The 13,564-nt window shown below is 41.6% G+C and carries 11 protein-coding genes; all 11 read left to right on the top strand.

What is annotated here, in order from left to right:
- Positions 1–9 precede the first annotated feature (9 nt).
- The 11 genes from lysS to ACESTK_RS00710 all read left to right on the top strand — a co-directional run bounded on the left by lysS (position 10) and on the right by ACESTK_RS00710 (position 13,499).
- Positions 10–2,055, top strand: a complete 2,046-nt coding sequence (gene lysS, locus ACESTK_RS00760; protein WP_373118173.1) for a lysine--tRNA ligase — start codon at positions 10–12, stop codon at positions 2,053–2,055.
- A 326-nt stretch (positions 2,056–2,381) separates the two neighbouring features.
- The gene (locus ACESTK_RS00755; RefSeq protein WP_054754248.1) at positions 2,382–2,810 is read left to right on the top strand and encodes a MerR family transcriptional regulator; all 429 of its coding nucleotides are present in this window, start codon (positions 2,382–2,384) and stop codon (positions 2,808–2,810) included.
- Positions 2,800–3,633, top strand: a complete 834-nt coding sequence (locus ACESTK_RS00750; RefSeq protein WP_117825208.1) for an SDR family oxidoreductase — start codon at positions 2,800–2,802, stop codon at positions 3,631–3,633. Before ACESTK_RS00755 ends, ACESTK_RS00750 begins: the two co-directional genes overlap by 11 nt.
- A gap of 10 nt (positions 3,634–3,643) precedes the next feature.
- Complete coding sequence (locus ACESTK_RS00745) at positions 3,644–4,264, top strand: flavodoxin family protein (protein ID WP_117825211.1); 621 nt, start codon at positions 3,644–3,646, stop codon at positions 4,262–4,264.
- A gap of 146 nt (positions 4,265–4,410) precedes the next feature.
- Complete coding sequence (locus tag ACESTK_RS00740) at positions 4,411–5,796, top strand: zinc-ribbon domain-containing protein (RefSeq protein WP_117825216.1); 1,386 nt, start codon at positions 4,411–4,413, stop codon at positions 5,794–5,796.
- Positions 5,793–5,972, top strand: coding sequence for a hypothetical protein (locus ACESTK_RS00735; RefSeq protein WP_002594660.1), 180 nt, complete (start codon positions 5,793–5,795; stop codon positions 5,970–5,972). Before ACESTK_RS00740 ends, ACESTK_RS00735 begins: the two co-directional genes overlap by 4 nt.
- 534 nt (positions 5,973–6,506) lie before the next feature.
- Positions 6,507–7,331, top strand: coding sequence for a ParA family protein (locus tag ACESTK_RS00730; protein ID WP_054754259.1), 825 nt, complete (start codon positions 6,507–6,509; stop codon positions 7,329–7,331).
- The gene (locus tag ACESTK_RS00725) at positions 7,288–8,232 is read left to right on the top strand and encodes a ParB/RepB/Spo0J family partition protein (protein ID WP_117825218.1); all 945 of its coding nucleotides are present in this window, start codon (positions 7,288–7,290) and stop codon (positions 8,230–8,232) included. Before ACESTK_RS00730 ends, ACESTK_RS00725 begins: the two co-directional genes overlap by 44 nt.
- Before the next feature lie 285 nt (positions 8,233–8,517).
- Complete coding sequence (locus ACESTK_RS00720; RefSeq protein WP_117963939.1) at positions 8,518–12,768, top strand: SpaA isopeptide-forming pilin-related protein; 4,251 nt, start codon at positions 8,518–8,520, stop codon at positions 12,766–12,768.
- 161 nt (positions 12,769–12,929) lie between these two features.
- A complete protein-coding gene (locus tag ACESTK_RS00715; protein WP_054754262.1) occupies positions 12,930–13,226 on the top strand; it encodes a hypothetical protein in 297 nt (98 codons plus the stop codon).
- 12 nt (positions 13,227–13,238) lie between these two features.
- Positions 13,239–13,499: a hypothetical protein gene (locus ACESTK_RS00710; protein WP_023920501.1), complete on the top strand. Its 261-nt coding sequence runs from the start codon at positions 13,239–13,241 to the stop codon at positions 13,497–13,499.
- Positions 13,500–13,564 lie beyond the last annotated feature (65 nt).

Here is a 13,564-nt window from a genome sequence, read left to right as displayed (position 1 = left end):
GGCACAAAAGTGGCAGAACAGAAGAATCAGGATCTGAATCAGCTTCTGAAAATCCGCCGTGATAAACTGGCAGAGCTTCAGGCGAATGGCAAGGATCCATTTCAGATAACAAAATTTAATCAGACCCATCATTCATTGGAAGTAAAGAACCTTTATGAGGCACACGAAGCAGAGCTGCTGAAGGATCGTACAGAGCCGGATGTAACAGGTCTTGATGAAGAGCAGGCGAAGGAAGTTCAGAAGAACGACTACGAAGAGAGAAGAAGTATTATGGATGCCAGCCCGCTCCATGTGGCAATCGCTGGACGTATGATGTTCAAGAGAGTCATGGGAAAAGCTTCTTTCTGCAATATCCAGGACTTACAGGGAAACATTCAGGTATATGTTGCAAGAGACGCTATCGGAGCAGATTCTTATGCAGACTTTAAGAAATCTGATATCGGCGATATCTTCGGTCTGGAAGGTTTTGCATTTAGAACCAGAACCGGTGAGATTTCTATTCATGCAGAGAAAATGACTCTTTTATCAAAGAGCCTGCAGATCCTTCCGGAGAAATTCCACGGACTGACAGATACAGATATGCGTTATCGTCAGAGATATGTAGATCTGATCATGAACCAGGAGAGCAAGAACGTATTTATCAAGCGCTCTCAGGTCATTAAAGAGATCCGAAACTTCCTTGCTGGCCGTGACTTCATGGAAGTAGAGACTCCAATGCTGGTTTCCAATGCTGGTGGTGCAGCTGCCAGACCATTTGAGACACATTACAATGCACTGAATGAAGATGTTAAGCTTCGTATTTCACTGGAACTTTATCTGAAACGACTGATCGTTGGCGGACTTGAAAGAGTCTACGAGATTGGCCGTGTATTCCGTAATGAGGGTGTTGATACCCGTCACAATCCGGAATTTACACTGATGGAGCTTTACCAGGCATATACAGATTATGAAGGAATGATGGAACTTACCGAATCCATGTTCCGCTATCTGGCAGAGAAGGTCTGCGGTTCCACTAAGATTTCTTACAATGGTATCGAGATTGATCTTGGAAAGCCATTTGAGCGTCTGACCATGAATGATGCGATCAAGAAATATGCAGGAATTGACTTTGACCAGGTTGCAGATGATGAAGCTGCCAAGAAGCTTGCTGCCGAACATCATATCGAGTATGAGGAGCGTCACAAGAAAGGCGATATTATCAATCTCTTCTTCGAAGAATATTGTGAGAAAGAGCTGATTCAGCCTACATTTATTATGGATCACCCAATCGAGATTTCTCCGTTGACTAAGAAGAAACCTTCTGATCCAAACAAGGTAGAGCGTTTTGAGCTTTTCATTAATACATGGGAAATGTGTAACGCATATTCCGAGCTGAATGATCCGATTGATCAGCGCGAACGTTTCAAGGCGCAGGATGCACTTGCAGATGCTGGTGATGAAGAAGCAAACCATACAGATGAAGATTTCCTGAATGCGCTGGAAATCGGTATGCCGCCGACAGGTGGTATCGGATACGGAATCGACCGTCTTGTTATGCTTCTGACAGACAGCCAGGCTATTCGTGATGTGTTGCTGTTCCCGACAATGAAGTCCTTAGATGGTGTAAATAAGAAAAATGATGTAAATAATACAGCTTCTGAAGCACCTGAAAAAAATGTAAAAACTGAATCTGAAAAGATTGATTTCTCCAACGTAAAGATTGAGCCAATCTTTGAAGAAATGGTAGATTTCGATACATTCAGTAAGTCTGATTTCCGTGCAGTTAAGATTTTAGCTTGTGAAGCAGTACCGAAGTCAAAGAAGCTTCTGAAGTTTACATTAGATGACGGAGAACGCAAAGACCGTGTGATTTTAAGCGGTATTCACGAGTATTACGAGCCGGAAGAACTGGTTGGTAAGACAGCAATTGCTATCGTGAACCTGCCACCAAGAAAGATGATGGGAATTGATTCCGAAGGTATGCTGATTTCAGCAGTACACGAGGAAGACGGTCACGAAGGACTGAACCTTCTGATGGTTGATGACCACATTCCAGCAGGTGCAAAGCTCTATTAAGATGATGTAAAGATGTACCGTTTTATCAAATAGACGGGACGTACTTCATTTGATAAAAAACTGAAAAAACAGCGATTTACATCAAACTTACATCAATTGATGCAGAAATCGGTGCAAGCAAGAAAAAATCGCATAATTTTCAAGATGAATGGGCAGTCCCAATCGGGATTGCCCATTTTCTAAAATGAATGGAAATGCAAATCTGAATTTGTAAAGAAATTAGGAGTAAGAGTGTATAGATTTTAATAAAATCCTGCACTCTTTAAAAAACTTCTTGCATTCGAGTAACTCGAATGCTGTATACTGCAATTAAGGAGGCAAAGACTATGTATACAGTAAAGGAAGTAGCTGATATTCTTGGAGTTTCAGTTCATACAGTCAGATATTATGATGACCAGGGATTGATACCGGGAACAAAACGAGATTCATATAATCAGCGAATTTTTGATGATATGGAATTAGAATGGCTTTTTGTCAGTATTTCACTTAGGGATACAGGATTGCCTTTAAAAGAAATAAAAAGATACATTGAATTGTATCAGCAGGGTGATTCTACATTACAGCAAAGGTTCGAGATTATGTCCAAACAGCGAGAAAAGACACTGGAAGAAATTGAAAACTTGAAGCTGAGAATAAAAGTGTTGGATAGAAAAGTTGACCATTATGCAAAACTTTTAGCCGGCAAGGAAGACGAATGGAGTCACGAATATATGCAGAAGTTAATTTGGAAAGGCAGGAAGAAAAATGAAAAATAAGAAAGTATGGTTTGTTACAGGATGTTCCAAAGGGTTAGGACACGCATTGGTTAACGAATTATTGGAACAAGGTTATATGGTATCAGCGACGAGTAGAAACAAGCAGGCTTTAATAGAAGCTTTTGGAAATGAAAGTGAACAGTTTTTACCACTCTCAATGAATCTTGCAGATGAAGAAAGCGTAAAAACCGCATTGAAAAAGACAGTGTTGAAATTCGGAAGAGTGGATGTAGTGGTCAATAATGCAGGATATACACATTTGGCAACGATTGAAGAAATGAGTGATAAAGCTGTTCGAGAACTATTTGACATCAATGTTTTTGGACTGCTAAATGTTATCAGAGCTGCATTACCGATAATGAGAAAACAGAACAGCGGTCATATTTTTAATGTGAGCAGTTTGGGTGCCTATAATGTCGGTCCTTTATCCGGTCCATATTGTGCGACAAAGCACGCTGTAAAGGCTCTTTCTGAAACATTGGCAATGGAGGTTAAGCAATTCGGAATTCACGTTACGGATGTAAAACCCGGATTTATGAGAACAGAGTTTTTTGGGGCTTCACATAAAACAGATATAGCGGAACACTCCCCATATCAAGACCTTTATGATGAAAATATGGATTTTTATAATGGACAAAATGGAACGCAAGCAGGTAATCCAAAGAAAGCCGCAGAACTCTATATCAAGGTTGCAGAAATGGATAATCCACCGGAATCCCTTCCAATGGGAACAGATTGCTGTAACGGAATTCGAGAAATTGCCTTAAACACAGTACAGCTAATGGATGAAATGCAAGATACAGCATCCTATACAGATTTTTAAGGAGGTTACGATGAAAGTATTATTGATAAATGGAAGTCCTCACAAGGAAGGATGCACATACACAGCATTAAAAGAAGTTGCAGATACCCTTGAGGCAAATGGAATTAAAACAGAGATGATGTATTTAGGTGTAAAGCCAATAGCAGGTTGTATCGCCTGTGGAAACTGTCAAAAAACCGGGAAATGTTTTGTTGATGACCGTGTTAATGAATTCATTGCAAAGCTGCCGGAAATAGACGGAATCGTATTAGGCTCTCCGGTTTATTATGCAGGGGCAAGTGGACAGATTACATCATTTCTTGACCGAGCATTTTTTGCAGGAAGTGGTAAGTTTGAGGGAAAACTTGGTGCTGCTGTTGTTAGCTGTAGACGTGGTGGAGCATCAGCAACCTTTGATCAGTTAAACAAGTACTTTACGATGAATAGTATGCCTGTTGTTTCATCGCAGTATTGGAATCAGGTACACGGATTTACACCGGATGATGTGAGACAGGATTTAGAGGGAATGCAGACAATGAGAACACTTGCCAATAATATGGCATGGTTATTAAAATGTATTGCACTTGGAAAAAAGCAAGGAATTGAAATGCCTGATACAGAAGAAAAAATACTGACTAATTTTATTCGGTAGTACAGATTCAAGTTTTTCAATTTACCCTTTGAGAGAGGAGAAATCCTTTTCTCAAAGGGCTTTTTCTATTTATACGGATATTCGCAAACTACAAGATAAAGCCAAAACTTCATATACTCTAAGCACAAGGAGGTTGAGGTTTGGCTATGAACAACAGTTTAGCAGAAGTACACCCGGAGCTTGTTTCGGAGTGGTCGGAGAAGAACATACCGCTTACACCTGATGATATTACCTTTGGTTCAAATAAAAAAGTATGGTGGAGAGGTGCTTGCGGTCACGAATGGCAGACAAGCGTTAAGGCTCGTTCTAATGGAGAAAAATGCCCGATATGTTCCGGTGCGAGAGTGATTGCAGGGATTAACGATTTGGCGACATTAGAGCCGCTACTGGTAAAGCAGTGGTCGAAAAAGAATAAGATAAAACCGACAGAGGTTTCTATTGGTTCTCATAAGAAAGTGATTTGGAGATGCGAGAAAGGTCACGAGTGGGAAGCAGCCGTTAAGAGCAGGACAATAAATAAAACAGGTTGCCCGTATTGCTCCCATAATAAAGTGTTGGCAGGATTTAATGACCTTGCAACACTTCTGCCGGATATAGCTGCCGAGTGGTCGGATAGAAATTATCCGTTACTTCCAACTCAGGTTACGGTCTTTGCCAATCGTAAGGCTTGGTGGAAGTGTAAGGATTGCAGAAGAGAGTGGAACACCCTTATTTCTACTCGTTCCGGTGGGAGCAAATGCCCGTATTGCAGTGGGTACATATTCCTGAAAGGGTTTAACGATTTGCAGACAACACACCCTGAAATTGCTTCTGAGTGGTCGGAGAAGAACTTGTCATTGAAGCCTGATGAGGTAAATGCAAAGTCGAGGAAAAATGTCTGGTGGAAGTGCAGAAAATGCGGTAATGAGTGGAAATCAGTTATCAATGCTCGTGTAAAAGGTACGGTATGCCCCGTTTGTGCAGAGAGAGAAGTCCTTGCCGGATATAATGATTTGGCGACAACAGACAGTCAGCTTCTTAGCGAATGGGATTATGAACAGAATAAATTGAAACCGACACAAGTATCACGAACTTCGGCAAAGAGAGCGTGGTGGAAATGCAGGCACGGTCATTCGTGGAGTATGAAGATAAATGAAAGAACGATATTGAATAAAGGCTGTCGATTTTGTGAGCAGGAGTATTTGTCATTATTTCCTGCTTTGGCTGTCAGCTATTATTCTAATAAGAAAGGCTTGAAAGCAGAACTTGGTTCTGACCGATTGCTTGGAGTTCCGCTTGAAACATACATACCTTCAGAAAAGTTGGCTATTGAGTCCGGAAGTGCTGATGAGAATATAGAAATAATGAAAGCATATATGTGTAAGCAACGAGGGATAAGGCTGATTAAGCTGCCGATGAAAGGCACAGAACTGGATTATGCCAATAGCTTAAAGAAAGCTTTTCAGAGCGTACATATATTTATTTCTTCCGATACCGAGGAAGATGTGGAGATAATAAAAAATACATTTGAAAGATGGAGGGACAGCCAATGAGAGAGAAAACCTATCATCTATACTTAAATGAAGAAGAACGAAGCCGAGTGATACAATCGCTCATTGAACTGAAGAACAATTTAGCAGCTCAGGGACGATACACCGATGCAGTAGATGATGTCCTCTGTAAAGTGCTTGAAGCAAAGAAAAAGAAATTGAAAATTGAATACATTTAGAACGTGTTTTGCCGTCTGTTTCCTAACCGGAGCAGGCGGCTTTTTTTATTTCAAAAATTTTTTTGAAAAATTTTTGGAAAAGCGGCGATTTTGGGTGTGCATTTCATACCCCTTTGTCCAAATGAGTGAAGGGGTTCATTCCAGATAGCAAAAACGGAAGCCTTTTCACTTGAAAATTGAATAAGTCATTCACTAAGACTTTACTTCTGATGATAGCCACTTTAGCAGGTACGCCGTGATTTCTGTATTTCAGAATAGCGAGAACTCCGGCTATGAGTATCAGGTTGCCCCTGATATGGCGATGACAGTCAGAATGATAATGATACTTCTCTACGGAGCTGGCGGAGTACCCGGCAGAGGTTAGAATCCTATGATACAGATAAGCAGTCTGTTCCTTAGTGACTTCCCATAAGCATTTTGCTTGGCAAGGGGTGTTGAGAACAAATATTGCTATGACCGATTAGGAAATGAGTCGGTCAGGTACATAGCCATAATGCGGTGGCTATGAATTTTCAGAAAGGAGGGCAAAAAGAAGTGTCAAACTGTAAAACGATTTCCGTATGTAACCAGAAAGGCGGAGTCGGAAAGACCACCACAACAGTTAATCTCGGAGTCGGGCTTGCAATGCAGGGCAAGAAAGTATTGCTCATAGACGCAGACCCGCAGGGCGATTTAACGACTTGTCTTGGTTGGCAGGATACAGACGGTTTGGGTATCACGCTTGCAACGAAACTCACAGATGTAATCAATGAAACGATGACAGACCCTATGGTTGGTATCCTGCACCACGAAGAAGGTGTTGACCTTGTTCCGGCAAACCTTGAGCTTTCAGCAATGGAATTTAACCTTGTAAACGCAATGAGCAGAGAAACTACACTCAAGAATTATCTGAGTCAAGTGAAAAACAGATATGATTATGTAATTATAGACTGTATGCCTTCACTTGGTATGGTTACTCTTAATGCTTTATCGGCGGCAGACAGTGTTATCATTCCGGTTCAGGCTCAGTATTTGCCGGCAAAGGGTATGACACAGCTTGTGCAGACTATTTCAAAAGTAAAGAAGTATATCAATCCGGATATTAAGATAGACGGTATGCTGCTTACTTTGGTGGATAGCCGAACAAACCTTGCAAAGAGTACGGTTGAAGCACTCAGGGCAAACTTCGGTAATCAGATAAGAATGTATCGAACACAAATCCCGATTGCCGTAAAAGCCGCTGAAACTTCTTCCAAAGGCAAGAGCATTTATGCTTATGAGCCAAATAGCACAGTGTCTAAGGCATACGCTGAATTTACAAAGGAGGTGTTAGCCGATGGCAGGAAGAAAGAGCGACTTCACTCTCACGAAGCTCGATGATTTATTTACCACTCAGGCACAGAGAGATGAAGAACAGCTTTCAAAAATCCGAGATATTCCGTTAGAGCTGATTGATGATTTCCCAGACCATCCGTTTAAGGTCAGGGACGATGAAGATATGATGCAGCTTGTGGAGAGTGTCAAGGAAAGAGGGGTTATTACTCCGGCAACGGTAAGGCAGAAAGAGGACGGCAGATATGAACTTGTTTCAGGACACAGACGAAAGCGAGCTTGTGAACTGGCAGGATTTGAAACACTGAGAAGTGAGATTGTAGACCTGAACAGAGATGAAGCGACCATTTTAATGGTTGAGAGTAATTTCCAAAGGTCAGAGATATTGCCGAGTGAAAAAGCCTTTGCCTATAAAATGCGTTTAGAAGCATTAAGCAGACAAGGGAAAAGAACAGATTTAACTTCCAACCCACTGGGTCGGAAGTCGGATGGCAAAGAAACTGCTCAAATAATCGGAGAACAATCGGGCGACAGTCAAACGCAAGTTCGTCGTTATATTCGTTTAACAAACCTTGTTCCCGAACTGCTTGAATTTGTTGATGAGGGGCGTATCAAAATGCGTCCTGCCGTAGAACTTTCCTATCTTGATGAAGATTGCCAGCGTGATGTGGTTGACGAAATCGACCTGAATGACGCTACCCCGTCACACGACCAGACAATCCGTATGCGAAAGTTATTCAACGAGGGCAACCTTACAACCGAAGCAATCCACGCTGTTATGTCTGAGGAAAAGCCGAACCAAAAGGAAAAAATCGTGTTGAGGGGCGACAGAGTAAGACAGCTTATCCCGAAAAATATTCCCGTCAGTCAGACGGAGGATTTTGTCTGCAAGGCATTGGAGCATTACAACAAGTTCTTGCGTAATCGTGCAGAGCGTGACAGCAGATAGCCTGTTTTACAGTTCCCCTTTCTCACACTCTAACCCCTTAGTTATACTTTTACCTACCGAAAATGATATATACTATCTCACTTGAATATAACTATCTCAAAGTATATGTCTATCTCTAAGGGGCAATCGCACAGTATGAACGGACAGGAGGTGTATGGTAAAATGAAAAATTAACGAAAAATCCGCATTTGTTTTTCGGCAGGTAAATCTTGTCGTAAGAGAAAATCCACAAAGGCACATCGTAGAGATACGGTGTGTTTTTCAATTTTTACAGGAGGAAACGCAATGATAAAGTCAAAATTCAAAAGAGTCACGTCGCTTTTCTTGGCGACCCTTATGTGTGTGACCACTTTTGCAGGCATTGGCTCGATAACAGCATATGCTGCTTCGGGAGAAAAAGCCGATGTTTATATGGTCGATTTCCCTCGTGATGGCGATGCTAATTACGATGGGGTATGGGGACACAGTAATTTGACCTTGAAAAATGGTTGGCATACCGGACGTTCTAATTTTACCAATCTTAAGGCTATTGGCTCATACTCAGGCAATGTTGCTTATTGTATTGAGCCGGGAATTTCGCTCAAGGTCGGTCAGACAATGAATAAGTATGACGAAAATTATTTTAATAACCTTGCATCCAACGGGGTTATTTCCGGAGATGAAATCCGTCTTTTCGTTGGTCGTATTTTACAGTATGGCTACCGTGGGACAATCTCGACATCTTGGAGGTCACAGAATGAAGCAGCAGCAAACAGCATTGCACAGGCTTATGCCACACAGCTTCTTATCTGGGAAACTGTTATCGGAGAGCGTGATGTGAACTTCAATCATGTAGCAGCCAGTGGTTGCAGCAATGTGAAAGATGTCATCAATGCAAAGCATCCGCTTCGCAATAAGATTTTCAGTTATTACAACAGTATGGTGCAGAGTGTACAGAACCATGCGACCATACCGAGTTTTTGTAATAAATCATCCGGTTCGGCAAAGACAATAGAACTTGAGTGGAACGGAAGCAAGTACACAACTACTCTGACAGATTCCAATAATGTGCTGTCCAAATATAATTTCAAGGCAAGCATCAGTGGAGTGAGCTTTTCAGTGAATGGTAACAAACTTACGGTTTCTATGGATACAGCACCGAGTAAGGAATTTACCATTACCGCAACCAAGAAAAATGCAGTCCGCAGAGGTGTGGTTGTATGGTCAGAGGGCAAACACGGTCAGAATTCCAGTGTGCAGGATGTTGTCAGCTATGCTCAGGAAGTAAGCGACAGTATCAACGGTTATGTGAAGATGAAAGTCAGCTATGGTTCTTGTCAGATTGTAAAGACCAGTGAGGACGGCAAGGTTGACGGTATTAACTTCACGATTACCGGAAACGGTATCAATCAGACGGTTACAACAGCTAATGGCGGTAAGTTCCAGATTGATAACCTTATGCCGGGTATCTATACTGTAACCGAGCAGGCATACGATAAGTACGAGCCGCAGGAAACACATAGAGTTACTGTTGTAGCAGGACAGGTTGCAAAGGTCAATTTTAATAACAAATTGAAGCGTGGCGACCTTCAGGTAGTGAAGTCCTCAGAAGATAATCTTGTTGAAGGTATGAAGTTCCATCTTTTCGGTACTTCTCTTTCCGGTGCTGCTGTCGACCAGTATGCAGTTACAGACAAAAACGGTGTGGCAACTTTCAAAGATGTGCTTATCAGTGGTTCTGAACCATATACCCTTGAGGAAGTAGACACGGCTATCCGTTATGTTGTGCCGAAAAATCAGATTGCACCAGTGAAGTGGAAAGAAGTAACCACAAGAAACTTCAATAATATTTTGAAGAAGTTTACTGTAACAGTAACAAAGAGCGACGCTGAGAAAGGCGAAGCACAGGGCAATGCCAAACTTTCGGGAGCAATTTACGGTATCTATAAGGGAGAAACGCTTGTAGATAAGTATGTTACTGATGAAAACGGTCAGTTCACTACCAAAGAATATGTTTGTGATACCGACTGGACAATCCGAGAAATCACACCGTCAGAGGGATATTTGCTTGATAAGACTATCCATGAAGTAGGTGCAGACCCGAAACTTTATGAGGTGGAACACAACCTTACTTCCAATGATGTAACCGAGCAGGTAATCAAAGGTAATGTGGCTATCATTAAACACACTGACGATGGAGAAACAAAGATTGAAACACCTGAAAAGGGTGCTTCCTTTGAGATTTATCTGAAATCTGCCGGAAGCTATGACGCAGCCAATAAAGACGAGAGAGATACTATCGTTTGCGATGAAAATGGCTTTGGTCAGACAAAAGATATGCCGTATGGTATTTATACTGTACACCAGACTTCTGGTTGGGAAGGCAGAGAGATGATGGACGATTTTGATGTGTTCATTTCACAGAACGCACAGACGTATCGTTATCTTATCAATAACCGTAACTTCGAGAGCTTTGTCAATGTAGTTAAGGTGGACGCAGAAAGCGGAAAGAGTATTCCGTATGCAGGAGCAGGATTTAAGATTTACGACCCGCAGGGTAATCAGGTCAAAATGACCTTTACTTATCCGACACCGACCACGATTGATGTGTTCTATACCGATGCAAATGGTTCTCTTGTCACACCTGAGAAACTGGATTACGGCAAGGGGTATTCTATCGTAGAGGTACAAGCTCCATACGGATATGTACTTGATGATACTCCGGTATATTTTGATATTACCGAAGAAAATTCCACAGAGGAAGGCGGCGTAACTGTTGTGAAAGTCAATAAGCCGAATATGGCACAGAAAGGTACTATCACGGTTGAAAAGACCGGAGAAGTATTTAGTGGTGTCAATGTAAGTGGTTCTGAGGACAGTGATGTTATTTATCAGCCTGCTTATGAAGTGGCAGGACTTGAGGGTGCAGTTTATGAAGTCCGTGCTGCGGAAGATATTAGCACACCGGACGGTACACTCCGCTATTCAAAGGGCGAAGTGGTAGATACTATCACAACAAGCTCCGATGGATTTGTTAAGAGCAAAGAACTTTATCTCGGAAAATACGAGGTCAAGGAAATTACCGCACCTGATGGAATGGTAGTGAGTGGCGAAACACATACGGTTGAGCTTACTTATGCAGGTCAGAATATCTCTGTTACCGAAACTTCCACATCATTCTATAACGAAAGACAGAAAGTTCAGGTAAGCCTTGCAAAAGCCATTGAAAAGGATAAGACATTTGGTATTGGCGACAACGGAGAAATCAAAAACATCAGCTTTGGTCTTTATGCCGCAGAAGATATTGTATCTGCAAGCGGTACCGTTATTCCGGCTGATGGACTGATTGAGATTGTCAGCATAAATGAAAATGGAACTGCTGTTATGAAGTCAGACCTTCCGTTTGGCAAATACTATGTCAAAGAGAATGCAACCGATGAGCATTATATTCTCTCTGATACGAAGTATCCGGTTGTGTTTGAATACGCAGGTCAGGATACCGCAACGGTTGAAATTAAAGTAAATGACGGAAAAGAAATCAAGAATGAACTTATCTATGGTTCTGTATCAGGTAAGAAGATTGACGAGAATGGAGAAGCACTTGAGGGTGCTGTTATCGGTATCTTCAAAGCCGAAGAAACAGAATTTACAAAGGATACTGCACTTATGACGACTATCTCTGCAAAAGACGGTAGTTTTTCTTTTGAAAAAGTACCTTATGGCAAATGGATTGTAAGAGAAATCGAGCAGCCAAAGGGATTTGTTCTTGATGAAAAAGCGTATGAGGTCAATATTAGCAAAGCCGAGCAGGTAGTTGAAATTGAGATTGTCAATGAGTATGTTCACGGCAATATCAGACTCACGAAGGTGGACGCTGAATATCCGGATAACAAGCTTACGGGTGCAACCTTTGAGGTATATAAGGACACCAATGAGAACGGAAAGATTGATGATGGAGATGAACTTATCGGAAATCTTGAAGAAACTGAAACCGGAATTTATGAGATGAAAGAACTGCTTTACGGAAAATATATTGTCCGTGAAACAAAAGCACCGGAGGGCTTCCTGCTTGATAAGGGAGAATACTCTGTTTTCATTGAGAAAGACGAAACAACTTATTCCGTTGAGAATAAGGCAGGTGTCGGATTTATCAATGAAGCTATGCGTGGAACACTGAAAATCGTTAAGACATCTTCAGACGGTAAGGTCAAAGGTTTTGCGTTCAGAGTAACCGGAGCAAACGGCTATGATATGACATTTGAAACAGATAAGAACGGCGAAATCGTGATTGAGGGACTTCGTATTGGCGAATATACCGTATCCGAAGTGGCAAACAATGCCTCTGCCGCATATATCACACCTGCCGACCAGAATGTTACTATCAAACTTGATGAAACAGCCGTTGTAAAAATGCACAATGAGTTGAGGGATACTCCAAAGACAGGAGATGATACCAATATGAAACTTTGGTATGTCCTTGCCGGACTTTCTGCTGTCGGTATCGCTGTAACGTCTGTTGTTGCACACAAAAAGAAGAAAAAGGAGGGTAACGAGTAATGGAAGCAAAGACAATTATCGCTATCGCATTAGTCGCCGTTATTGTCGGCGGCTTTATCTTTCTTCAGGTTAAAAACCGTAAGAAGTAAGTAACAAGCGAACATTAACCAGTCGGGGCAGAGCGTAAAAAACTCTGTCCCTTTAATTTTTGGAGGAACATTATGAAACAACAGAAAACGGTGGAGAGCCGAGTGCTTGAAATCTTAAAGAAATGCCCGATGTCGAGGTATGATGATATGCTTCTTATTCTGCATTATTACAATCGGTACGGATATATACCTGCTGGAAATCTTCCGCTTGAGGATATTGTATTTAATTACCGAGCATACGGACTTCCTTGTTTTGAAACCATACGCAGGGCAAGGCAGAGAGTACAGTCCCTTTTTCCTGAGTATTCACGTAATCCGCAGAAAGAAGAACAGAGCGGCAGTATTTCTATTGTAATCAACATTAGCTAAGGAGGTATTTTCGTGAAAGACAAAGCAACTTTTCAGAATAAGGTTAAGGTGCTGAATAAACTCTTTGACTCCGGTTGTGATACGGAGAAAAAGTTGCAGCAGCTTGATATGGAAGCAATCCTGAAAATTCCGAATATCACGATTCCTGATATGGGTGTGATTATGGAGCTTCAGAAGAATACAAAGTCCGGTAAACTCTTTTCGTATTTGGGCGGCGGTTCTGATGAAGCAACAAAAATGAGAGGTAAGGAAAATGAAGCAACAGGAGAATAGAGCAGAGCCGCAGGAAAAGCAAATTCGATTTATAAACAGTCATTACAACTTAAAATTCTATATTC

This window comes from Ruminococcus sp. Marseille-P328 (assembly GCF_964249465.1).
GTDB classification, from domain to species: domain Bacteria; phylum Bacillota; class Clostridia; order Lachnospirales; family Lachnospiraceae; genus Blautia_A; species Blautia_A faecis.
This window is presented reverse-complemented; position numbering and strand designations above follow the sequence as displayed.

Bases quoted from the DNA above. Each gene is read 5' to 3' on its own strand.
- ACESTK_RS00715 (WP_054754262.1), top strand. From the start codon at position 12,930: ATGAAACAACAGAAAACGGTGGAGAGCCGAGTGCTTGAAATCTTAAAG.
- ACESTK_RS00740 (WP_117825216.1), top strand. From the start codon at position 4,411: ATGAACAACAGTTTAGCAGAAGTACACCCGGAGCTTGTTTCGGAGTGG.
- ACESTK_RS00755 (WP_054754248.1), top strand. From the start codon at position 2,382: ATGTATACAGTAAAGGAAGTAGCTGATATTCTTGGAGTTTCAGTTCAT.
- ACESTK_RS00745 (WP_117825211.1), top strand. From the start codon at position 3,644: ATGAAAGTATTATTGATAAATGGAAGTCCTCACAAGGAAGGATGCACA.
- ACESTK_RS00720 (WP_117963939.1), top strand. From the start codon at position 8,518: ATGATAAAGTCAAAATTCAAAAGAGTCACGTCGCTTTTCTTGGCGACC.
- ACESTK_RS00735 (WP_002594660.1), top strand. From the start codon at position 5,793: ATGAGAGAGAAAACCTATCATCTATACTTAAATGAAGAAGAACGAAGC.
- ACESTK_RS00750 (WP_117825208.1), top strand. From the start codon at position 2,800: ATGAAAAATAAGAAAGTATGGTTTGTTACAGGATGTTCCAAAGGGTTA.
- ACESTK_RS00725 (WP_117825218.1), top strand. From the start codon at position 7,288: ATGGCAGGAAGAAAGAGCGACTTCACTCTCACGAAGCTCGATGATTTA.